Raw genomic sequence first — 22,269 nt, 5'->3', positions numbered from 1 at the left:
GACTAGGGGGAGTCAAATCCTACCAAATTCTGACAAACTCCGAATGGGCTATGATATACACGGCAGTGAGGGCCGGGGTGCTAAGGTCCCGGTCCGAGAGGGGAACAACCCAGAGCATCAGCTAAGGTCCCGAAAATATATGCTAAGTTGAACTAAGGGGGTCCGACTGCAGAGACAGCCAGGATGTTAGCTTGGAAGCAGCTATACATTTAAAGAGTGCGTAACAGCTCACTGGTCGAGCGGGGCGGGCATCGATAATAAACGGGCATCAAGCATATTACCGAAGCTATGCGATAGTAATTTATTACGATCGGTAGGGGAGCATTCTCACAGGGGTGAAGGTATGGCGTAAGCTGTGCTGGACTGGTGAGAAAAGCAAATGTAGGCATAAGTAACGATAATGCGGATGAGAAATCCGCACACCGAAAGACTAAGGATTCCTCCGCTATGCTAATCAACGGAGGGTTAGGCGGGGCCTAAGGGATAGCCGACAGGCGATTTTCGATGGACAGCAGGTTAATATTCCTGCCCTTGCATGCAGTGTGAAGAAGTGACGGAGTATTGTGGTAAGTACGTACTGACGGAATAGTGCGTTGAGCAGAACCTACGGGTGAAGCGAACTTACGAAAACGCTTCCAAGAAAAGCTTTTGAAACATCAGCTGTACGCAACCCGTACCGTAAACCGACACAGGTAGTCGAGAAGAATATTCTAAGGTGCTCGAGTGAATCACGGCTAAGGAACTCGGCAAATTAACCCTGTAACTTCGGGAGAAGGGGAGCCTCCTCTGGCAACAGAGAGGCCGCAGAGAAATGGCCCAGGCGACTGTTTAGCAAAAACACAGGGCTCTGCCAAAACGAAAGTTGACGTATAGGGCCTGACACCTGCCCGGTGCTGGAAGGTTAAGAGGGGATGTCATCGCAAGAGAAGCATTGAATCGAAGCCCCAGTAAACGGCGGCCGTAACTATAACGGTCCTAAGGTAGCGAAATTCCTTGTCGGGTAAGTTCCGACCTGCACGAATGGTGTAACGATCTGGGCACTGTCTCGGCCGTGAGCTCGGTGAAATTGTAGTAGCGGTGAAGATGCCGCTTACCCGCCACGGGACGGAAAGACCCCGTGCACCTTTACCTATAGCTTTGCATTGTTTTCGGGTCAGGGATGTGTAGGATAGGTGGGAGGCTGTGAAGTTGCGTCGCCAGGCGTGATGGAGCCAACGTTGAAATACCACCCTTCGCTGGCCTGGGATCTAATCCGACTAAGTCGGAGACCGTGCATGGTGGGTAGTTTGACTGGGGTGGTCGCCTCCAAAAGTGTAACGGAGGCTTCCAAAGGTCTGCTCAACACGCTTGGTAACCGTGTGTGGAGTGCAATAGTACAAGCAGGCTTGACTGTGAGACCGACGGGTCGAGCAGGTGGGAAACCAGGGTATAGTGATCCGGTGGTTCTGTATGGAAGGGCCATCGCTCAAAGGATAAAAGGTACGCCGGGGATAACAGGCTGATCTCCCCCAAGAGCTCACATCGACGGGGAGGTTTGGCACCTCGATGTCGGCTCGTCACATCCTGGGGCTGGAGAAGGTCCCAAGGGTTCGGCTGTTCGCCGATTAAAGTGGCACGCGAGCTGGGTTCAGAACGTCGTGAGACAGTTCGGTCCCTATCTGTGGTGGGCGTAGGAAGATTGACGGGGGCTGCCTTTCAGTACGAGAGGACCGAGGTGGACCCACCGCTGGTGAACCGGTTGTCACGCCAGTGGCATGGCCGGGTAGCTATGTGGGGAATAGATAAGCGCTGAAAGCATCTAAGTGCGAAACTAGCCCGAAGACGAATCTTCCACATAAGGGTCGTTGTAGACTACGACGTTGATAGGCTGCAGGTGTACGTGTAGAAATACATTCAGCTGAGCAGTACTAATTACCCAACAGCTTGCACATTAAAATCTTAATTTACTTGATCTCTTCTACTTCCAATATGACATTGATTACTCAAAGATATTGTTGAGTGATAAAACCAACAAAGAGCTTGTTGGTGGCTATTGGCCTGGTGTTCACCTCTTCCCATCCCGAACAGAGAAGTTAAGCCCAGAACCGCCCATGATACTTGGATCAAACCTGGTAAAGTAGGTAGCCGCCACAATACTAACAACCGAAAAGCCTTGCAGAAATGTAAGGCTTTTTTTTGTGCCCTTAAGCAAGTCTTCGAAGCATTTTAGAATGTTACAATTGGAGAATTAAGATACTGGTCCCCCCGATGTGTTTGAGATTTTTAAATCTTACATCCTTTTCATATAATTCATTCATTGCTTTTCTTACTCCTTCCCAGTTTGTGTAGTCATGCCAAATGACTAAACCACCTTGACGCATTAGCTTAAACACTTTTTCGCTGTCATTGAGCACATAATCATATGCATGCGAACCGTCTATGAAAGCGAGATCAATGGTTTGATTGTATGTCTCGAAGTTGAAGGTGGCGGAGTCACCAAAGACTTGTTTGATCTTATGAGATTTCGGATGACCAATGAACCGTTCACCTGAAATATCTTTCTCCACGTATCTTACTTCTCCATCTTCGATTTCCATAAGTGTTGCATTCAGCTCTGATGCAGGCAAATCGAGCGTAAGTATTTCAGTTTCATCACTGGTATTGAGTGCCATATTCAACGTCGTGCGACCCTCGAAAGTGCCAATTTCGAAAATGCATTTTGGGTTGGCTTTTCTCACCAGATTGCTTATGACCTTTAGTTCAAACTCCGTCGTATGCCCAAAGCCACATTCATACACGCCCTCGTAAACGGCTTCATCATTGCCAAACAATTCAAATACATCTGTCTTCGGAATGATATAAGGATCAATCGGAGTTCGAATTTCAGATCCACTACTCTTATGGTAAACATGATAAAGAGACAGCAAGTCACTTCTTCGATTTGAACTGGCCATTCCTAATGTGAGGGTATAACCAATGCGCCGCACAACACCGGCATATAATCGGAAATCATCCAAAAGGTTTTTCATAATGAGGTGAGTTGAGATTATAAAATTAGGAGCTATTGAATTAAACGAACTAGTTCGTTTAATTCAATCTTGATTATGTATAAATATTTCGCTAATTAATCTTAATAAGTTCTAAGAATATATATTTTACTGTTACAGGCTTATGAAGACTATGAAAATTGTAATGCGGGACATTAACCCGTAAGTCGCTCACCAGTGACTTGTTAGGTATTCGCTAAGTTGTAATTCGGTAAATATTTAAGCTAAATAGCTTTTGATCTTATAACGACGTCATAGACTATGGAAACTGTTTCGAGCGCATCCGTTACTGAGGAGAAGTTGGCAACTAATGTTACACGACTTGCATCAATGGATGCGCTTCGCGGCTTCGACATGCTCATGATTTCCGGGGGAGGAGCATTTATTTATCTCTTAGGCGGCAAAACGGGGATTGCGGCGGTGGATGCAATCTCTGCGCAATTCGTACATCCCGAATGGCATGGCTTCAACATTCTACGATTTCATTTTTCCATTGTTTCTTTTTCTTGCCGGCACCTCGCTTTCGTTTAGCTTGACGGGTGGCATAGCAAGAGGCATTTCTAATCGTGAGATGATATCCAAAACGTTCCGGAGAATGCTGATATTAATTGCACTCGGAATTCTGGATAAGAATGCACCGATCGATTTGTTTGATCCTGCTCAGATCCGTTATGGAAGTGTTTTAGGAAGGATAGGCTTAGCAACATTTATTGGAGCCGTTCTATATTTACGCTTTCCTTCTGCAAGCCGTCTCTGGATCGCCGTGTCCTTACTAGCAGCTTACTATCTGGCACTGCTGCTTATTCCGGTTCCTGGCTTTGGTGCTGGTGACCTGTCTTTCAGAAGGAAATCTCGCTGGATGGTTTGATCGTAATTTTATGCCAGGAAAACTTAAACAGGGAACCTACGACGAACTTGCCTTACTGACACAATTTCCATCCATTTGCCTTACATTGTTTGGAACAATAGCCGGCGACATTCTCCTGAAAAACCAGAATTCAGCAGCGAAATTGAAACAACTTTTTCTTTACGGAATAATTGGGATCATCCTGGGTTTAATCTGGAATGTAGTCTTTCCGATTAATAAGCATCTTTGGTCCAGCTCGTTCATATTGCTTACAACCGGAATGGCATTCACGCTGCTCGCTTTATTTTACTGGATCATCGATGTCAAGGGATTCAAAAAGTGGGCGTTTCCATTTCAGGTGATTGGGATGAACTCGCTGGTTATTTATCTGGCAGTTCGGTTCATTGATTTTAATGCTTCTTCGAAATTACTTTTTGAGGGATTTTACAAATATGCGCCTGGGAAATGGCACGAGGTGTTCAAGCGCGTTAGGCGGCTTTGTGATCGTCTGGTTTTTCTTGTATTTCCTTTACCGCAATAAGATTTTTGTAAAGGTTTAGTCTAAGACATAAACCGTTTTGCCAAGATATGTTCCATATCGTCTTCCTTCCAATGCGATCGATTTCATCTTGGCTTTTGTGATCTTGTCAAATGGCAAGATTTCAATAGAGACATTGTCTTTTTTCAAAACACGTTTCCATAATCCTTTCACTTTGCCATCGACAATGACCGTGGGCATAAACATGCCATTGTTGCCCGGCACTATTTTACCAGCATGTTCACTCGCCAGAATCAATGTCCTGTCTGTGTAACCCAGCATATATTCATCAAAACCAGGTAAAAGAAATATGGATGGGATCGCGCTGATTTCGGGACGCTCAGTTCCGGTCCAGTAAATATTTCCGTTCGATTCGATCTTGTCAAGTTTTTCCGAGACCGAATTTAGTCCTTCGCGAGCGTCCGAAATTTTTAGTCCCGACCACCACACAAAATCATTGAGCGTAGCAGGCCCATGACTTTTGAAATATCGCAGTGCAAGTTCCGCAAGTGCCTCTTTGCCGTTTAAATCCTTTGAAACAGGAACCCATTCATCAAGTAAGGCATAAGTGGGCTGCTTTTCGTGATGTATGCCGTGACAGAGAACCTGCTTTTGAGCAAGATAATTGATAATATGAATTCCTCGCTGACCGGCGGTTGAAATGCCTGCATGCTCCAAAACAGCATAAACTTCGCTTCGCATAAGCTGCTTCCACCTTGCAACGCCTCGATCAGCAAATCCTGGCTTCTGTTGAAAGTGTTGTCATCCAACTCTAATTGACGGTTTCGGCCGGCTGAGCCTGCAATGATCCGGGGCGTAAGCAGTTTTAACATCCATCTTACGTCATCGGCGGCAACGAAATGCAATGTTCCACGCATAGGCCAGGTTCTCACGATAGCTCGTTGTGCAATGGCTTTGTCAATGTCCGCTTCCGTCCCATTTGGTAATCGTAAACCCAGCGACCATTTAGCTCCCGAATAGTCTTGAGCTTGTATGGCACCCATCCAACTTGCAACTTCCTCAGCCGTTCGAAATGAATGGTGCGAAATCTGTTGATTGTAAAGGCGCAGGGATACAATCTCTTCAACAGTCATGTTAGATAAATTTCTGCCCATCGCAAATCCTCCGGAGTTGTAATCTTTATATTTTCATAAGCTCCGGGAATCAAATAAATGGGATAGCCCGCTGCTTCCAGGACGCTCGCACAATCAGTAAATTGATCATTGTAATCTGTTGCAAATGCCTTTTTCATCCAATCCAGGCGGAATGTTTGCGGCGTTTGTATTAATTGAAACGACGCTCTGTCCATCGCCATGTTTTCTCCATTCGCTCCGGTTTTTCTGATTGAATCTTTCAGCGCGACACTGGTTACCGCACTGCCTTGCTCAGCCGCTTTTAAAAAGCTATTTGCAATGATTTCACGGCTTATAACAGGCCTTACGCCGTCATGCACGGCAACAAGTCCGCTTTCGCCCTGAATGCTTTGTAAACCGTTCTTTACAGAGTCAAAACGCGTGTTACCGCCTGAAATTAATGTGTAAATGGATTGGAATGCATGTTCTTGACAAAGCTCATTCCAAAATGTTATCTGCTCGGAAGGAAGCACCAAAATGATTTTTAACGCCTCAGCATAATTTCTGAAAGCATTCAGGGTGTGCATCAGTATTGGAAGACCGTTGATCTTTAAAAACTGCTTTGGAATATCACTTTTCATGCGATTTCCACTTCCTCCGGCAACTATTATAACGTATTCCTGCATATTGATCATAAAAGTGGTCATTTATGAATCAGGAAATCGCATCCTCGACCATAAATGACCACTTTGAAAATATTATTTAAACCTTAAATTATCAACATTGCGTCGCCGTAAGTGAAGAATTTATATTTTTCTTTGATCGCAAGCTCATAAGCTTTCATAACCAAGTCAAAACCACCAAAAGCGCAAGCTGACATTAGCAGAATAGATTCTGGCAACTGGAAATTAGAAAGCAATGCATTAGCGATTTTGAAATCGTAAGGTGGGAATACAAACTTATCAGTCCAACCTTCAACCGCTTTTAAATGGCCACTTGCAGAAACAGAAGATTCAACCGCTTTCAAAGATGTTGTACCAACTGCGCAAATGCGTTTTTTATTGTCAATCGCCGCATTAACGATTTCAGCGCTGCTTTGTGTAATTCTGTAATTTTCTGAATCTGTTTTGTGCTTTGTCAGATCCTCAACATCCACAGTCCGGAATGTTCCAAGACCCACGTGCAATGTTACTGGGGCAAAATTCACGCCTTTGATTTCCAGACGCTTCATAATCGCCTTCGTAAAGTGCATTCCAGCCGTTGGAGCGGCAACTGCACCAATGTGTTCAGCGAAAATTGTTTGGAAACGCTCTCTGTCAGAAGTCTCAACCTTGCGGCGTGAAATAATCTCCGGAGGAAGCGGTGTTTCTCCCAATTCATCAACCAGCTTCATGAATGCATCATTGTCGCCATCATAAAGAAAACGAATTGTACGTCCGCGTGAAGTTGTATTGTCAATCACCTCAGCAACGAGGTCGCTATCACCAAAATACAGCTTGTTACCAACCCTGATTTTACGTGCTGGATCCACCAAAACATCCCAAAGACGCATTTCACGGTTCAATTCACGCAATAGGAAAACCTCTATTTTTGCGCCTGTCTTTTCCTTCTGGCCATAAAGACGGGCTGGAAATACTTTTGTATCATTAATTGCCATTACGTCGCCGTCATCAAAATAATTGATAAGGTCAGCAAAGGTTTTATGTTCTATTTCTCCTGTTTTACGATGGACAACCATTAAGCGGGATTCGCCGCGGTCTGAAGGATGAAGTGCAATTAAACTTTGGGGAAGATCAAACTTAAATTCGGATAGCTTCATAGCTGAATATTCTGTGGATTTCTTTAGTCGTGTGACAATAAGGCGAACGCGTACTTCTTATGAAAGAAATGATTTGGCCTGGATTACTTGCATAGCTATTCCAAATTCTGTAATTTTTATGCAATCCAAATTCCAAAAAATTAAGACCGCAAAAGTAGTCATTTTCCAGGAAAAATACAAGAGCGCTGGCGCTTAAAGATTCTGGAAGCGACGTGATTTCCACTGAGATGAGCCTTCCATTGCTCCTGAAACAGGCAAGTCAACATTCAAACTTCTTTCTGATTGAATCTGAGCGGTTATTAATGCGGCTAATGTCGCTGCGTCATTAGACAGTTCAGCGTGCAGCATTTCAGGTTTGAAGTATGTGGTGACAAAATTCGTGTCAAACGATCCTGAAATGAAAGCCTCGTGGTTCATTACAAAACGGCAAAAAGGAAGCGTTGTCTGCACACCGGAAATCTTATATTCGTCAATCGCCCGCACCATTTTCTGAATGGCCTCTGCACGGTCGAATCCATATGTGATGAGTTTAGCAATCATTGGATCGTAATAAATAGGAATTTCCATTCCTAATTCAAACCCGTCATCAACGCGGACGCCATTGCCATCCGGTTTCACATAAGTGTGCAATGTGCCCACATCAGGCAGGAAATTATTGGAGGCATCTTCTGCATAAACGCGCACTTCAATTGAATGCCCATGAATGTATAGATCTTCTTGTTTCAATGTTAAAGGCTTGCCCTCAGCAATGTAGATCATTTGTTTTACCAAATCAACACCCGTAATCTGTTCCGTAACAGGATGTTCAACTTGCAGACGTGTGTTCATTTCAAGGAAATAAAAATTGCTCTGCTCATCCAGGATAAATTCCACTGTGCCCGCACCATAATATCCGCACGATCTTGCCACATCGATTGCGCAGCGGCCCATTTCAGTCCGGATCTGATCGGTGATCGAAATAGAAGGAGCCTCTTCAACCACTTTCTGATGACGCCGCTGTATGGAGCATTCTCTTTCAAACAAATGGATAATGTTGCCATGCTGGTCTCCAAGAATTTGAATTTCAATGTGTTTGGGTGATGTAATGTATTTTTCAATAAAAACAGAGCCGTCTCCAAACGAAGCCAACGCTTCACTTACAGCCCGGTCCATTTGTTCGTCGAATGCATCCTCAGTTTCGACTACACGCATTCCTTTTCCACCGCCACCCGCAGATGCTTTAATTAAGATCGGATAACTAATGCCACGCGCTTTCACTTTTGCTTCATCACGGTCAGTTATCGCATATTCCGTGCCGGGAACCATTGGAATGTTGTATCGGCCTGCGGCCTGTTTTGCTGCCAGTTTACTTCCCATCACCTCAATGGCTTCCGGAGAAGGCCCTATGAAGATGATCCCCGCTTCCTGCACTTTTTTTGCAAAACCGGCATTTTCTGATAAAAACCCATATCCCGGGTGAATGGCATCGACTTGCAGCTCTTGACAAACGTGAATGATTTTATCAACATTAAGGTAAGATTCCGAAGAAGGCGCGGGACCTATGCAAACGGCTTCATCCGCATAGCGCACATGCGGCGACTTCCTATCCGCCTCACTGAAAACAGCAACCGTCGCAATGTTCATTTCCCGGGCCGTCCGCATGATCCGCAAAGCAATTTCACCACGATTGGCAACCAGGATTTTCTTTATAGAGCGCATGAAACAGTTCAGTTTTTTGGTGGTATATTGTCGAAATCTGACATTATTTGGAAAGTAGCCTTTTTATTAATTTGCTAACTTACACTTTATCCTAATGTTGACATAGTATTAAAGTAAGCGCAAATTTTTTAATTTTGCATTTATCTAACATTTTTGTATTAATTGATTACCCACATAAAATAAAAGCGAGTGGATATTTTCGAGAAATTGCGTAACAACTCAGGTCCGATCGGAACACCGGCCAAAATGTTGAATAGTCATCACTATTTTTCTTTTCCGATGCTGGAAGGTGAGTTGGGACCGCGCATGAGATTTATGGGTCGTGAGGTGTTGAATTGGAGCCTGAACAACTATTTGGGACTGGCCAATCATCCGGAAATTAGACAAGCTGATACCGAAGCAACTGCGAAATGGGGCCTTGCCTATCCTATGGGCGCCAGAATGATGTCGGGAAACTCAACGCTTCATGAGACATTCGAGAAAGAACTTGCTGAGTTTGTCGGCAAAAAAGACGCTTTCCTGCTCAACTACGGTTATCAAGGCGTAATGTCTGCCATTGAATGTATTTGCGATCACCGCGATGTAATCGTGTATGATGCCGAATCACATGCTTGCCTGATCGACGGAATTCGCTTGCATAAGGCGAAATTGGGAGAATATTACAAGTTCAACCATAATGATATGGCGAGCTTGGAAAAAAACCTGATCCGGGCGACTAAGCTGGCAAACGAAAAAGGCGGTGGTGTCCTGGTCATAACAGAAGGCGTTTTTGGAATGTCCGGCAAAGTGGGCGATCTGAAAGCCATCGTTGAATTGAAGAAAAAATATGATTTCCGTCTGCTTGTCGACGATGCACATGGTTTTGGGACTATGGGCGAAACGGGCGCAGGTGTAGGAGAGCTGCTGGGCGTGCAAAAAGAAGTTGACCTTTATTTCTCAACATTTGCGAAGTCAATGGCGGCAATCGGGGCGTTTATTGCTTCCGATGATCCGGAAATTATCATGTTCCTGAAATATAATATGCGTTCGCAAACATACGCGAAGGCGCTTCCGATGCCATATGTAGAAGGATGCCGCAAGCGTTTGGATATGATCAAGACCATGCCTGAATTGCGCTCGAAGCTTTGGGAAAACGTGAAAGCAATGCAGGACGGACTGCGTGGCAGAGGTTTTAACATTGGTGAAACGGAATCTCCTGTAACGCCCGTGTTCCTGCATAGCGAAGGCGGTGTGCCCGAAGTGACGCGGATGGTTCGCGACTTGCGTGAGAATATGGGTGTCTTCTGTTCAATCGTTGTTTATCCGGTTGTTCCGAAAGGACAAATCATGTTGCGCATCATTCCGACAGCTGCACATACGCTGGAAGATGTAGAATATACGTTGAACGCATTCACAACACTGGCGGACAAATTGAAGAACCGCGTTTATCAAATTGAAGATGTTCAGGAAGTTGTAGAATAAGAAATCTGCATTTTCTGCTTACTGAGGGCTTTTTTAAAAAAAGCCCTCTTTTTTTTGATTTAATTTTGATTTTTTCAATTTAATTAAATCGCTGATTTGTAGCGGGTTATGTGTTTGCAATTAATTAATTGCATTTTAGAAGTGTTTTTTTTTGTTTTTTGGGTTGTGCAAATGCTTTTAATTACTAAATTTCGGTCAAAACATGCGTTTTTAGCGTGTAAAAGGCATTTTGAAACTAAAAAACAAAAACAAACATGGCAAGATTTGATGAAGTTAAAGATTTGATCCTTTCGCTAGAAGGCGATTTTGATAAGTTCTATTCAAAAGGCAACCAAGCAGCTGGAACACGCGTTCGTAAAGGCATGCAGGACCTGAAAACATTGGCGCAAGATATCCGTGCTGAGGTTCAGAATAAGAAGAACGAAGGCGGCGAATAGTCTGAAAGACATAAAATTTTATAGGCCCGGGCATTTGCTAATGTCCCGGGCTTTTTTGTTAGAATTTTTCAGAATTGATCATTGTTGCAATTCCGCGCGTAACAACCTTTTTGGTCGTCGCATCCACAATTTCAGTTGAAATCTCTGCAATGTGCTTTTCCGGATTAATGCTTTTGATCGTAAAAACAGCCTTATAGTCGGTTTCCACAAACATAGGCCGCAGGAATTCAAGCGTTTGCTTTACATAAATTGACCCGAACCCCGGAAATTGTGTTCCCAGCACTTTTGTAAAAATGGTGGCGCCCAGCATGCCATGTATAATCGGCTTTTTAAAAGAAGTCGTTGCCGCGTATTCAGCATCGAGGTGAATGGGATTGTTATCGCCCGTTAGGTCGGCAAAGCGCTGCACTTCCTCCTGGGTGAGCCGGAATGGCTCTTCAAAACTACTGTCTTTAACAGGATCAATATTCATAAGATGTGGATTACTGTGAGAAACGCGCAAAATTCGTTCAATTATCCGATTGTTGCAAACTGCGCCGAAAGCCCTTAAACCAGAAGAAGCCGCCCGTAGCGGGCGACTTCTTCTTCTTCAATGATATATATGAGATTATTCCTCAGTTTCCTCCGTTATAACCGTAACGCCATCTTCTAATGCAACACCCTCGATTGTTTTCGGTGCCCTGGCATTGTTACGTTTGTCTTTGAATTTTTTAACCTGCATTTTTAAAGTATCAATCGCTAAGTCGGTCGCCTCTTCGAACGTTGTGCCCTGCTCCCTCACAAACATTGTCCCACCCGGAACATATAGTTTAACCTCAAGAAGTTTGGTCTGTAACTTGGCATTATCACTCTTATCCAATTTCAAAAACACCTCTCCACTTGTAATACGGTCATAAAACGTATCTAGTTTATCTAATTTTTGTTGAATAAAGCTCAACAACTTTGGATCGGCGTCAAAATGAATTGCTTGCATCTGCAGTCTCATAAGCACTTTGTTTTAAGGTAAAACATATTTTTTCAAACCGTTTTAAAAGGCGTCCATTCGCGGGAACTCATCCATTTTCTGTCAACTCAACCTCAGTCCAGAACACGTTCCCAAGACGTTTTTTGATCTTAACGATATATTAAATAAAGGGAAATAATAAGTTAATGTCAAGTAAACCGGCTTGTTTTTAAATATATTTCTTCCACCTCAAAACCACAGAAATGCACGTTTAAGCCTCTTCCAAAAGTGTTCTGAAAGACACGTATTGGCCGTTAAAGAGCTGGTGGTGACGTTCCTGGATGTCCGCTTGAAAATGTGTCTGGTAAGCCAGGAAATCCTCCATGGTGCGGAAAGAAAACTGCGATGTATATGTTGAACCTTCGTTCTCAATTTCGGTGAGCAGACGGAAAAGTTTGCAGTCAAGCGGAAGGTTTGTTGCCATGATTTCCGGAATTTGAATGGTCTTCATGAATTGCAGCCAGTCTTTCTCAGCTTCGTAACTGATGTTGACGGTAATGTTAAATATGATCATGATTTTTGCTGTTTTCGATATGATTTGTTGTACAAATATCAAGCATAATGCCCGATTGAGCGTTACATTTGCATGCTTTTACTTGTTCACCATAAACTGATTTAATATGAATGCGCTTATACGTGCCCACTCAGGCCTCCGTTATGTAGTGCTTAGGACTTCTGATTGCGGCGATATTTGTTGCTTATACCAATTGGCAAAAGCGGTCGGAAGGCGACAGTAAAATTTACCTTTTCGCATTCATCGCAACGCATACGCAGCTGCTGATCGGCTTGATCCTCTATTTTATGAGCGCCAAAGTGAATTTTGACCTGATAAGCGAGAAAGTGTTCCGTTTCTATTCAATCGAGCATATTTTCATGATGCTTATCGCAATCGTGCTGATTACTTTGGGCAGGATAAGATCCAAGAAACTCACCGGAGCAGACAAGACACAGAACTGTGCTCTATTTCTATGCAATGGGCCTTATTATCATTCTGGTAGCCATTCCGTGGCCTTTCCGGAATCTGGGTGCAGGCTGGTTCTGATCAACCTGTCGGACTTTCCAAGTTTAATAGAACTTGGAAAGTCTAACCAAACAAATCGCTCGAAAGATAGCGGTCGCCGCGATCGCAAATGATGCATACGAGAACGCCTTGTTCCAATTCTTTCGCAAGCTCTACCAGCAGCCCAGGTTGCCCCGCCGCTGCTCATTCCCGCAAAAATCGCTTCTTCCCGCGCCAGTCTCCGCGTCATTTTCACCGCATTATCCTGCGTAACTTCAATGACCCGGTCAACTCTTTCTTTTTCAAATATCTTTGGTAAATATTCAACCGGCCATTTCCTGATCCCCGGAATGCTCGATCCATCAGTGGGCTGGCAGCCAACGATCTGAATGTCCGGATTTTGTTCTTTCAAATAACGCGAGACACCCATAATGGTGCCCGTTGTGCCCATTGATGATACAAAATGCGTTACTTTTTGATCTGTGTCTTTATAAATCTCCGGACCGGTCGTGTTGTAATGTGCTTTCCAATTGTCGGGATTAGCAAACTGATTTAGCATAAAATAACCTTCCCCCGCTGCTTTTTCTTCCGCAATGTCTCTCGCGCTTTCCATCGTTTCGGACAAAATCACTTTGGCTCCGAACGCTTCCATCGTCAAAACGCGCTCTTTTGTAGAGTTTTGCGGCATAATGATTTCAATGTCAAGATCAAACAACCGTGCAATCATTGCCAGGGCAATGCCCGTGTTACCGCTTGTGGCTTCAATCAGCTTTTTGCCAGGCGTAATTTCACCCCGGTCGAGCGCACCCTTGATCATGCTGAATGCAGCGCGATCTTTTACGCTGCCGCCCGGGTTATTGCCTTCCAGCTTGCCAAAGATCTTTACATTAGGATTGGGACTCAGTTTTTTTAATTCAACAAGCGGTGTGTTACCAACCAGATCAAGAAGTGAGGACATGTATTATTATTTTGTATTGGTAAAAAATGCCAGTGTTCCAATCAGATAATTTGTGATCGAACTGCTGTGATTTCCGCCTGGGACGGTTATCAATTCAACATTTGCGCCCAATGCCTTCATTGTATCGTAAGCTTTGACCGAATTAAAATAGAAAACGAGATTGTCTTTATCACCGTGATACAACTGCAAAGGCGCTTTTGGCTTCCAATTGTACACATTATTATCAGCAATTGCAGCGATAAAATCTTCATCCTTTCCATCATTAAGATCTTTCTTGAAGCTGTCATTCAGGATCGTGTCAAAACTCTGGTTAATAGGAGAAGTGATCCCGTTTTCAGCAATCCGCGATGCGAAAGGCTCTTTGAAATAATAAGAAGCAGGACGGTTCAGCTTGTAAATGCGGTCATAAGTAAGCAAAACCCAGAGATAAAGTGCATTATAAGAAGCAACGCCGTCCGTTTTTGTGTTGATGACGCGTTCCATAAAAGCAGTTTTATCATAAGCCCCCGCGCCGCAGCTCGAAGCCCTCAGATTGAATTCGCCAGGAGCTTCCTCTTCAATCATTTTATGCAAGGACATGGTCGCATAACCGCCTTCGCTGTAACCAGCAATGTATAATTTCTCATCCCACTTTACATCAGTCTGGTTTTTCAGGAATTCCTTGGCAGCACGAAGCATATCCAGTGAAGCAGATGCGAGGCTGGCGCGGTGCTCATAAGGATGCGGAAGATCTTTCGAAGCTCCGTAACCAATGTAATCCGGATAGGCGATAATGTAACCCATAGAGCCGAATAATGAGCCAAACGAAGCGGCCTCGGCGCCATCATTAAAATTAGAAGGAGCAGAAGCATCTTCACGAATAGTGCCGTGCTGCACACTAATCATAGAAACAGGATTGGGCGTTGATGGCAATATTAATGCTCCGGAAGCCATAATGTCGGCTCCGTCCGTGTTCTTCGTTTTATATGTGATCTTGTAAACTTTGATGCCGTTTTGAACATAACCAACCAAAATAGGGCTCAGCGCACCTGCTTTTTGCGCGATTTGCTCTTTGGTCAGTTCGCTGATAACACTACTTTCCTCCAGATATTGGTTCTCAACCGGCGGATCAATCGGTTCTGGCTTATCGTCTTTGCACGAATAAAGCAGCAACAAACTCCAGACAAGCAGGAAGGATAGTCTTCTTTGAAACAAAACAATCGTAAATTTTTGCATAAGGATTAGAAAAACAGGTCATCGTTCAGGTGTAGATAACGAACGATGACCTGTTTTAGATCGTGAAAATGTAAATTTTCTAACTTAAATTTTGCCCATATACCAGCTGATCATCCGCGCCGAAGCATCCGGACGTTCCACCATTCCCAAATGTCCCGCTTCGGCGAGTATAAATGGATAACTCTGTTTGGGGAATTCGGACAAACTGATGAGGCTTTCGAATGGGATCAGCTTGTCCTGCATGCCAATAATAAACAGCACAGGGAAGTTCATTCGCATTAAAACCGAAGTCCTGTCAGGGCGGTTGCGCATGGCAATGATGCCGGCAATGAGTGCCTCGGCAGGCAGCTTTCCATAACGGACAATGTGTTCCTTCACCCGATCGGGATAAAGCTCTTTATATCTTTCTCCGAAAAGGTTTGCAGCTGTATTTCTTAGAAATGCCTCAGTGCCATGGTTTTTCAAAAGCTCAATGGTCTGATTGCGCTGGTGTTTCTTTGCTTCGTCATCCGCATATGCAGTAGAATGGAAGAGGCCGAAACCTTCTAGCATGTCCATGTATTTATCTGCAAACGCAAGGGCAATGTAGCCACCCATCGAGTGACCGACCAGCGTGCATTTAGTAATGTTGGCGTTGGTCAGAAAACGGTGCAGTTCGTCTGCATAATCTTCAACAGACTGGCAAAATGTAAATAAGGAAATATTGGGCCTTACTATTGTGAAATCATCATTAAGCGCGGCATCAAGGTTATCCCAAATCGTATCATCTATGCCATGTCCGTGCAGCAGTACCAAAGTTTTACGGTGTAGATTCATATAGATTTGCTTTCAAGGTTGAGAACTTGTTTGGCTAAATATACATAAACCTTACGCTTTACGGGACTTTTCGCTACTTCAATTTCGCCATTTCTTCCTCCCGCAAGGCTCTTCTCAAGATTTTTCCAACATTGGTTTTAGGCAGCTCAGACCTGAATTCTATAAGCCGGGGAATCTTATAACCCGTTAAATTTTCCTTACAAAAAGCCTTCACTTTTTCCTCCGTCAGTTCCGGATCTTTTTTAACAACGAAGATTTTCACAAGCTCACCAGACTTCTCATCCGGAATCCCCACGCATGCAACTTCCATCACGCCAGGACATTGTGCAACCACATCTTCAATTTCATTTGGATAAACATTGAACCCGGAGACGAGGATCATATCTTTTTTCCTATCTACGATTTTGAAGAAACCCTCAGCGTCTTCAATGCCAATGTCGCCGGTCTTAAACCACCTGCCGCTTTCATCTTCAAACAGCACTTTCACCGTTTCATCCGGACGATTGTAATAACCCAGCATAATCTGCGGCCCCTTTGCGCATATTTCACCCTTTTCGCCCAATGGCGCCCAGGTTTCGTCATCTTTCAGAATGCGCATTTCTGTGCTCGGAAATGGGAGGCCAATGGTGCCTTGCTTATGATAGCCGTCCAGTGGGTTCACAGAAAGCACAGGAGAAGTTTCCGATAAGCCATAACCTTCCACGAGCGGACAGCCCGTTGTTTTTTCCCAGCGTTCAGCAACCACTTTCTGCAAAGCCATGCCGCCGGCAATGGTTATTTTAAGATCTGTAAAATCGACCGATGCAAATTCTGGGTTATTTAAAAGGCCGTTGAACAGCGTGTTGAGGCCAGGGAATATGTTGAATTTATATTTTTTGATTTCCTTAATAAAAGCCGGAATGTCCTTCGGGTTGGTGATCATAACATTAAGAGCACCCCATTTTATTCCGCATAATCCGTTAATAGTCAATGCAAAAACATGATACAAGGGCAATGCGGCAATCAGCGTAAGCTGTCCGGAAATCGCCGAACGTCTTAATTTTGACATCAGCCATTCATTAATGCCTTCCACATTGGCAATCAGGTTCCGGTGCGTCAGCATTGCACCTTTTGATACGCCCGTGGTTCCGCCTGTATATTGGATAAAGGCAATGTCAATGCCGGAAATGACAGGCCTTTTATATTCACGGCCCGCACCAATTGAAATGGCTTTTGAAAAAGGAAACAGCGTCCGGAACATTGTATTTCGAACGATCTTTTTCACATGCTTAACAACCGCATTAACAATGAATCTTTTTGGAAAACCCAGTAAATCACCGATTTCAGTGATGATTACATGTTGAATGTTGGTGTTAGCAATGATCTTTTCGAGGTTAGCAGCAAAGTTTGCGAGGATAACAACCGCTTTTGCGCCTGAATCCTTATACTGGTGCTGCATTTCCCGCGGCGTGTATAAAGGATTTGTATTGACGATCACCAGTCCAGCCCGCAAGGCGCCCATCATCGCAACCGGATACTAAGCACATTGGGCATTTGAATCGCAATGCGATCACCCTGAGCCAGTCCCAAACCTTGCAGGTAAGACGCGAAATTTTTAGATAATGTATCAAGTTCGCCGAAAGTGATTGCCTTATCCATGTTTGTATAGGCAGGCTTTGCAGCATTCTCGCGGAAGCTCGTCTCCATCATTTCAACGAGCGACGAATAGGCGTCGGGATTTACTTCATAAGGAATGCCCTCGGGATAGTTTTTCAGCCAGGGAAATGTATCCTTTGATATCGCAATCATAGCATGGAAGAGTCAAGGGTAAAACGGGTGTTTATGAAAATCAAGGTAATCATTAACAAAACAAGTTTATTGTTTGAGTGCAATTATTTCTCAAAAAATAATAGTCTGTAATGATAACGCAAAATCACCCTGGGAATTATTTTTTAGACACTTCCCAGCGCCATAGCAAACCTTCATCGGGATCATTAACGTCTTCGATTTGCTTGAAACCAAGTCCTTCCAGAATGCGCACAGAAGCATTCTCCTCAGCCAGCGTATGTGCAATCACTTTTTTGACAGCACTGTGACTAAATGCATGATCCACCAAACCCTTTGCCGTTTCGCGGCCCAATCCTTGCTTTCTGTGTGAATTAATAATTTCGTAGCCGATCTCTACCACGCCATTAGCGTCGGGCTCGCCTTTGAAACCACACGAACCGATCAGAATGTTTTCAGGGACGTGAATAATCAAATAAACCCACCAGTCTCTCAGCGGAGGGTGGGCTTTCCAGCGGTGGTAAGATGGTGTAAAAGTGTCCCGGAAATCGGTCCACTTCTTTGGAACATTAACACCCATAACGCGGGCTAATGTGTTGTTTCCCATGCGAATGGCATCAAAAAGCGTGTCATCGCAAGGGACAATTCTCAATCGGGGGGTCATAATCATGGTATCAATTTAACCCCCCGATTTAAGAACATTATGAATTGTTTTCGTCAAAACGATCGGTTATTGCCTTGCGGATTGCCTGATGCGGACGCATTCCTGCACTCCTTGTGCGAGGCACGGCTCTGTCGGCAGAGGCATTGGATTTGGCTCTTAATGCCAGATTTGAAACGGATAAATGGCTATTTCTCCAAGTCTCATATTCTTCTTCACCCATCACGTCGCGGCTAACCTGGCCGTGCGCATAACCATCTCCGTACGAGTGCACTCTCGTGTCCGTAAGGGCTTGTTTGCGTTCACCTTCAAGTGCCTCAATCTCTGCTTTTATTTTTGCTTCTTCCTGTCTCAATTCTTCCAAAGCAGGCATTACTGCAATGTCATTTTCAAGAATGCTTTTTTGGGTCAAATGTGCTGTTAGCGTTTGCTGCAAAGGCTCCATTTGTTTCAAAATGCGCTTTCTTCTGCGTCTTAACCGCCAAAGCTTCAGGATCAATTTGCAGCCAGCGATACCAGAATCCTTGCAAAACCGGCAGTGCCATTCCCAGGGAAACTGCGCCCGCAATCGCAAAAAGCACACCGCTTAATACGAAAGAAAGCAGCGCCCAAGGGCTGTTGACAAGATCCAGGTTCAGCTGATCTGAGTTGCGAAGCGCTTCCTCAATTTTATTTGTCAGTTCAGGGCTGTTCACCGGCGCACCCGTTAATGGGTCCACAGCATTCAATTGAAGGTTTTTAACCGATTTGTTAATTGCTTCTTTTAGCTTATCCGTCCGGTAAGCTTCGTAACGGAACCAGCCCAAAATGATCAATGTAACAATGGCAAAAATGGATAACACCAGCTTAAAGCCTGCATATCGGGATCTTGCCTTAGGCGTTTCATTTTTGTGATAAGGTTCTTCAATCAGGCGGTCATATGCTGGTTTTAGCAAAATAGACAACATCGCCAAACCGATTGCGAATGCCCAGGCTTCATTAGAATTACGAATGTTAAGCGCATAAGCTACAATTTCGTGGGAAATGATCAGGTCACCCGCGATGAAGGAAATGCCCGCAGCCAAAAAGATCGGTATCCTGCAATACGAAAGAGTAGGACGGTGCTTTGCTGGCGCGTTTCTCACGCAATTCCTCTGTTACTGAATCAATTTCTGCAACTGAAGCATCAATGTCCTGAACGCGCTTGGCAGCATTGTTCAGGCCCATCACTTCATTTTGCAGCTTGTCATAAGCCGTTTTGTGCTCTCTGATCGTTTGCTGCTGCTTATTCCTCACCGACGAAAGCTCTTCTTTCTTCGTATTGAGTCTTTCTCCATAACCCAGTCATGGTTCACATTACTGGATAAATATGCTTCATACACCTGGCGGTCAATGCCTTCGATTCCGCTGGAATATCCCGTTGCCTGAAAATCGCCGCCCTGGTTTAGGATTCTGCTCGTTCATGACGATTATTTTTGTTTGATCGAAGAAAATGAGTTCTTGTAAATGGTCAGGCTTATCGGGAAAAAGCCATGCCGGAAGAGATTAATCCCTCGTTTTCCGGATGAGGTTCAGCTGTCTCGTCGACAGTTCGGTTTTCATGCGCCGGGCCAGATAAAACTCACTTTCAAAGAGCTTGATCGGCATCTCGCGTTCTGCATAAAGGCGGTCTCGTCTCCGTTTCAGCGGCACTCTGCTCGCGAAGGATCTGCCATTTTTTAACCCTCAGTTCATCAATTTCCTGCTGCAATGTCTGGCATTCTGCTCTCCCAGTTGTAAGTGTTATCAATGAAGCTCCGGCTGTCCTTTTGCATGTTGAGCCAGGCCTTCATATCATTGCGAAGCACCGTAATGTTGCTCAGCAAAAGCTTGCCTGCGAACATAAAAAGGAAGAAAACAAACACAGAACAGCGCGAATGCCTGCCACCAGGTCTGATGTGGGATCGCATTGGCAAATACAAAAAGTGCGAGCAGCAAATGGAAGCCCAATTTCCTCTAATAATGATTTCCAGGTAACGCGGGATTCGGTGTCGTGAAACAAAGAGATTTTGCCAAACAAACTGAACATTCCCGCTAAGAACACACCCAAAGCGATCCACGAATTATCATTGAACTCCGGTCTCAACGATTCCCGGATCAGGAAGAAGTTTCCGACGCACATGGCAACGCAAAGTGTAATGCCGATCAATGTTCTGGGCAAATGATGCTCCCGCTCTGCATTTGTTGCGGGGTTCTTCAATTTGTCCTTTAATTCCTCAATGCGGTTGTTTTTCTGGCCTATAAAAAGGTTAAGTTCCTGAATGCGTTCGTTATGCTGCTCAATGTTGGCAATGTGCCCGGCCGCGAGGTTGGAGAAATACTTTTGTATAATGTCCGTTTTCTCATTTGGGTCAGATTCTGAAAGTCCGAACAAAACACCTTCATCACGAAGCGTGTCCTCGTCTTCCAGCCAATACGGAATGGCAACTTCCACCTTTTGTATTTCGGGAATGTCAGCAGTTATATTTGGCAATGTTGGCTGAGGCTGCACGGCAACCGGACGAGGTTGCGGGCTAGGAGCGGCGGCGATGTTTACATAAGAATAATCGGAGGGGGCAGTCGGAGCTGTTTCGTTTTCAACAGGCTCATCATCATAGTATTGGTCCTCGTCGGATGGCTTCGATGGAACCAGTTCGCAATCAATTCAGTCAATTTTGCCATAGCTTTTCATGGGTTAGCCTGCGATTATCCATGAAAACAGAGAAAATTGCTACATTATTGTGATGATCGGCCATTAAATAAGGTAACGTCCTCGTAATTAGGACATTTCAAACATCTTCTTTAAAGCCTGCCATAATTTCTTCTTCAAGTCACGATCTGCTTCAATAACCGGCAGCGGATCCGTCAAAAGAAACCAGACACCTTCCACGATTTTGGGCGTATAGGGGATTAATAAAAGGTCAAGATGGAGTTTGATCAGCGGGACGCCGAAAGTGATAAAGAAGTTCGTTTGCTTTTTCCGAAAGGACTTTTCGGGCATCCGGACCTTTCAAAAAGCTGTAATTTAATATGTCGGCCTTGTCAACTGAATGTCCGACGGCTTTCAGGATATATGTCCAGAAAAACGGATTCGGAATCGACAATGTGCTTATGCTTGGGTTCGTCGATGAGAATCAGAATGCGACGCCGCAATGCAGGGAATGTCGCCGCGGGCGGCGCCACCGGAACGCTGGCAATAACAGGTGGCGTCGGAATCGGAGGCGCAACGATTTTGGGTGTTGCGGCTGCGATGGGCGGAGTCGCGGGAACTGCCGGCGCATTGGACTGCACTTCTACTTTTTTCAATGTCAGCAAATTCCGAATCCAGCCTGAATAAGGTTTCGTTTTGATAAAGAATTTGATAAAATGCAGCGGAAGATGACATTAAATAAAGTCGTATTTAAAATTAAATTTTACCAAAAAAAGAAGCAGGCTCACTCCAAATGCCGATTTTCTGCTTCTTAGCCTGGATTTCCAGATTGGAATATTCAATGCTCTTCGAATATTTCTTGAAATGCACAGCGAGCCCTTTTTTAACCAGCTCTTTATTCAAAATACGCCCGTTCGGCAGCACAACTTCGCCCAGCAACCTTCCGTATTTATCAAATTCACCAGAATGCTTAATGGTAACCTGCTTCCGGAAGCATTGATCGCTTGTAAATTGCTTGGCCACTTTGTAATAAGGCCGTCCGCGCTCGGGGCAGTTCACATGCAAAGTCTGATCCGGACCGGCTTGCCCATTCTGTGGCCAGCCTTTTTACCGGTAAAAACAAATCTAAGTTCAATCGTATCTCCATCCTGAATGCCGATCACTTCTGCCTTTAAAGGACTAGGTAATGTGCTGCTTTTTTGGATGAAGTCATTCTGGAATTGAAGCGCATTGTTACTATTAAATGATGAAAGCGCGAGGATAATCGTCAGCGCAATCAGGCAATTGTATTGAATTCTATTCACTA

The 22,269-nt window shown here is 44.4% G+C and carries 24 protein-coding genes, 2 rRNA genes and 3 pseudogenes (1 of these 29 cut by a window edge); 7 read left to right on the top strand and 22 right to left on the bottom strand.

What is annotated here, in order from left to right:
- Positions 1 to 1,931: ribosomal RNA gene (locus AC0IYG_RS30450) — 23S ribosomal RNA — on the top strand (it extends 894 nt beyond the left edge of the window).
- A gap of 90 nt (positions 1,932 to 2,021) precedes the next feature.
- Positions 2,022 to 2,133: ribosomal RNA gene (rrf, locus tag AC0IYG_RS30445) — 5S ribosomal RNA — on the top strand.
- 80 nt (positions 2,134 to 2,213) lie between these two features.
- Here rrf and AC0IYG_RS30440 read toward each other — a convergent pair.
- Complete coding sequence (locus AC0IYG_RS30440) at positions 2,214 to 3,008, bottom strand: class I SAM-dependent methyltransferase (RefSeq protein WP_471714773.1); 795 nt, start codon at positions 3,006 to 3,008, stop codon at positions 2,214 to 2,216.
- 279 nt (positions 3,009 to 3,287) lie between these two features.
- Here AC0IYG_RS30440 and AC0IYG_RS30435 point away from each other — a divergent pair, with 279 nt between their 5' ends.
- The 3 genes from AC0IYG_RS30435 to AC0IYG_RS30425 are packed head-to-tail and all read left to right on the top strand — an operon-like array spanning position 3,288 to position 4,414.
- Positions 3,288 to 3,557, top strand: a complete 270-nt coding sequence (locus tag AC0IYG_RS30435; RefSeq protein WP_471714818.1) for a hypothetical protein — start codon at positions 3,288 to 3,290, stop codon at positions 3,555 to 3,557.
- Positions 3,451 to 3,894 carry a heparan-alpha-glucosaminide N-acetyltransferase domain-containing protein gene (locus tag AC0IYG_RS30430; RefSeq protein ID WP_471714772.1) on the top strand — a complete coding sequence of 148 codons (444 nt, stop codon included), beginning with the start codon at positions 3,451 to 3,453 and terminating at the stop codon, positions 3,892 to 3,894. Before AC0IYG_RS30435 ends, AC0IYG_RS30430 begins: the two co-directional genes overlap by 107 nt.
- Positions 3,895 to 3,904: 10 nt before the next feature.
- Entirely contained in the window at positions 3,905 to 4,414 is a 510-nt protein-coding gene (locus AC0IYG_RS30425) for a hypothetical protein (RefSeq protein ID WP_471714771.1), read from the top strand.
- Between the two features lie 15 nt (positions 4,415 to 4,429).
- Here AC0IYG_RS30425 and AC0IYG_RS30420 read toward each other — a convergent pair.
- The 4 genes and pseudogenes from AC0IYG_RS30420 to AC0IYG_RS30405 all read right to left on the bottom strand — a co-directional run bounded on the left by AC0IYG_RS30420 (position 4,430) and on the right by AC0IYG_RS30405 (position 9,001).
- Positions 4,430 to 5,415 (bottom strand): annotated as a pseudogene (locus AC0IYG_RS30420) (winged helix DNA-binding domain-containing protein).
- A gap of 86 nt (positions 5,416 to 5,501) precedes the next feature.
- Positions 5,502 to 6,170: a 2-C-methyl-D-erythritol 4-phosphate cytidylyltransferase gene (locus AC0IYG_RS30415; protein WP_471714811.1), complete on the bottom strand. Its 669-nt coding sequence runs from the start codon at positions 6,168 to 6,170 to the stop codon at positions 5,502 to 5,504.
- A gap of 83 nt (positions 6,171 to 6,253) precedes the next feature.
- Entirely contained in the window at positions 6,254 to 7,303 is a 1,050-nt protein-coding gene (queA, locus tag AC0IYG_RS30410) for a tRNA preQ1(34) S-adenosylmethionine ribosyltransferase-isomerase QueA (protein WP_471714770.1), read from the bottom strand.
- Positions 7,304 to 7,495: 192 nt separating this feature from the next.
- Positions 7,496 to 9,001 carry an acetyl-CoA carboxylase biotin carboxylase subunit gene (locus AC0IYG_RS30405; protein ID WP_471714769.1) on the bottom strand — a complete coding sequence of 502 codons (1,506 nt, stop codon included), beginning with the start codon at positions 8,999 to 9,001 and terminating at the stop codon, positions 7,496 to 7,498.
- 189 nt (positions 9,002 to 9,190) lie between these two features.
- Between AC0IYG_RS30405 and AC0IYG_RS30400 the strand changes: the two genes are divergently transcribed.
- Positions 9,191 to 10,462, top strand: coding sequence for an aminotransferase class I/II-fold pyridoxal phosphate-dependent enzyme (locus AC0IYG_RS30400; protein ID WP_471714768.1), 1,272 nt, complete (start codon positions 9,191 to 9,193; stop codon positions 10,460 to 10,462).
- 254 nt (positions 10,463 to 10,716) lie between these two features.
- Entirely contained in the window at positions 10,717 to 10,899 is a 183-nt protein-coding gene (locus AC0IYG_RS30395; RefSeq protein ID WP_471714767.1) for a histone H1, read from the top strand.
- Between the two features lie 58 nt (positions 10,900 to 10,957).
- Here the strand turns inward: AC0IYG_RS30395 and AC0IYG_RS30390 are convergent, their stop codons facing one another.
- The 17 genes and pseudogenes from AC0IYG_RS30390 to AC0IYG_RS30310 all read right to left on the bottom strand — a co-directional run bounded on the left by AC0IYG_RS30390 (position 10,958) and on the right by AC0IYG_RS30310 (position 22,267).
- Positions 10,958 to 11,371, bottom strand: a complete 414-nt coding sequence (locus AC0IYG_RS30390) for a MaoC family dehydratase (RefSeq protein ID WP_471714766.1) — start codon at positions 11,369 to 11,371, stop codon at positions 10,958 to 10,960.
- A 135-nt stretch (positions 11,372 to 11,506) separates the two neighbouring features.
- The gene (hpf, locus tag AC0IYG_RS30385; protein ID WP_471714765.1) at positions 11,507 to 11,884 is read right to left on the bottom strand and encodes a ribosome hibernation-promoting factor, HPF/YfiA family; all 378 of its coding nucleotides are present in this window, start codon (positions 11,882 to 11,884) and stop codon (positions 11,507 to 11,509) included.
- Between the two features lie 229 nt (positions 11,885 to 12,113).
- Positions 12,114 to 12,416 (bottom strand): DUF4286 family protein, encoded by a 303-nt coding sequence (locus tag AC0IYG_RS30380; RefSeq protein WP_471714764.1) that lies wholly within the window; start codon positions 12,414 to 12,416, stop codon positions 12,114 to 12,116.
- 570 nt (positions 12,417 to 12,986) lie between these two features.
- Positions 12,987 to 13,860: pseudogene (cysM, locus tag AC0IYG_RS30375) on the bottom strand (cysteine synthase CysM).
- Between the two features lie 6 nt (positions 13,861 to 13,866).
- Positions 13,867 to 15,075, bottom strand: coding sequence for an alpha/beta hydrolase family protein (locus AC0IYG_RS30370; RefSeq protein ID WP_471714763.1), 1,209 nt, complete (start codon positions 15,073 to 15,075; stop codon positions 13,867 to 13,869).
- A gap of 84 nt (positions 15,076 to 15,159) precedes the next feature.
- The gene (locus AC0IYG_RS30365) at positions 15,160 to 15,870 is read right to left on the bottom strand and encodes an alpha/beta fold hydrolase (protein WP_471714762.1); all 711 of its coding nucleotides are present in this window, start codon (positions 15,868 to 15,870) and stop codon (positions 15,160 to 15,162) included.
- A 94-nt stretch (positions 15,871 to 15,964) separates the two neighbouring features.
- A pseudogene (locus tag AC0IYG_RS30360) lies at positions 15,965 to 17,679 on the bottom strand (AMP-binding protein).
- A 136-nt stretch (positions 17,680 to 17,815) separates the two neighbouring features.
- A complete protein-coding gene (locus tag AC0IYG_RS30355; RefSeq protein WP_471714761.1) occupies positions 17,816 to 18,319 on the bottom strand; it encodes a GNAT family N-acetyltransferase in 504 nt (167 codons plus the stop codon).
- Between the two features lie 37 nt (positions 18,320 to 18,356).
- The gene (locus AC0IYG_RS30350) at positions 18,357 to 18,728 is read right to left on the bottom strand and encodes a hypothetical protein (protein ID WP_471714760.1); all 372 of its coding nucleotides are present in this window, start codon (positions 18,726 to 18,728) and stop codon (positions 18,357 to 18,359) included.
- Positions 18,706 to 19,380 carry a hypothetical protein gene (locus AC0IYG_RS30345; RefSeq protein WP_471714759.1) on the bottom strand — a complete coding sequence of 225 codons (675 nt, stop codon included), beginning with the start codon at positions 19,378 to 19,380 and terminating at the stop codon, positions 18,706 to 18,708. The genes AC0IYG_RS30350 and AC0IYG_RS30345 overlap by 23 nt, the downstream gene beginning before the upstream one ends.
- Positions 19,349 to 19,591 (bottom strand): hypothetical protein, encoded by a 243-nt coding sequence (locus tag AC0IYG_RS30340; RefSeq protein WP_471714758.1) that lies wholly within the window; start codon positions 19,589 to 19,591, stop codon positions 19,349 to 19,351. The genes AC0IYG_RS30345 and AC0IYG_RS30340 overlap by 32 nt, the downstream gene beginning before the upstream one ends.
- A 437-nt stretch (positions 19,592 to 20,028) precedes the next feature.
- On the bottom strand, positions 20,029 to 20,178 hold the full coding sequence (locus AC0IYG_RS30335; protein WP_471714757.1) for a hypothetical protein: 150 nt from the start codon (positions 20,176 to 20,178) through the stop codon (positions 20,029 to 20,031).
- The gene (locus AC0IYG_RS30330; protein WP_471714756.1) at positions 20,154 to 20,825 is read right to left on the bottom strand and encodes a hypothetical protein; all 672 of its coding nucleotides are present in this window, start codon (positions 20,823 to 20,825) and stop codon (positions 20,154 to 20,156) included. The genes AC0IYG_RS30335 and AC0IYG_RS30330 overlap by 25 nt, the downstream gene beginning before the upstream one ends.
- Before the next feature lie 267 nt (positions 20,826 to 21,092).
- On the bottom strand, positions 21,093 to 21,314 hold the full coding sequence (locus AC0IYG_RS30325; RefSeq protein ID WP_471714755.1) for a hypothetical protein: 222 nt from the start codon (positions 21,312 to 21,314) through the stop codon (positions 21,093 to 21,095).
- A 41-nt stretch (positions 21,315 to 21,355) separates the two neighbouring features.
- On the bottom strand, positions 21,356 to 21,619 hold the full coding sequence (locus tag AC0IYG_RS30320; protein ID WP_471714754.1) for a hypothetical protein: 264 nt from the start codon (positions 21,617 to 21,619) through the stop codon (positions 21,356 to 21,358).
- 100 nt (positions 21,620 to 21,719) lie between these two features.
- Entirely contained in the window at positions 21,720 to 22,022 is a 303-nt protein-coding gene (locus tag AC0IYG_RS30315; protein WP_471714810.1) for a thermonuclease family protein, read from the bottom strand.
- Positions 22,019 to 22,267, bottom strand: a complete 249-nt coding sequence (locus AC0IYG_RS30310; RefSeq protein WP_471714753.1) for a hypothetical protein — start codon at positions 22,265 to 22,267, stop codon at positions 22,019 to 22,021. The genes AC0IYG_RS30315 and AC0IYG_RS30310 overlap by 4 nt, the downstream gene beginning before the upstream one ends.
- Positions 22,268 to 22,269: the final 2 nt, after the last annotated feature.

It is taken from the genome of Dyadobacter sp. AC419 (assembly GCF_979253085.1).
This window is presented reverse-complemented; position numbering and strand designations above follow the sequence as displayed.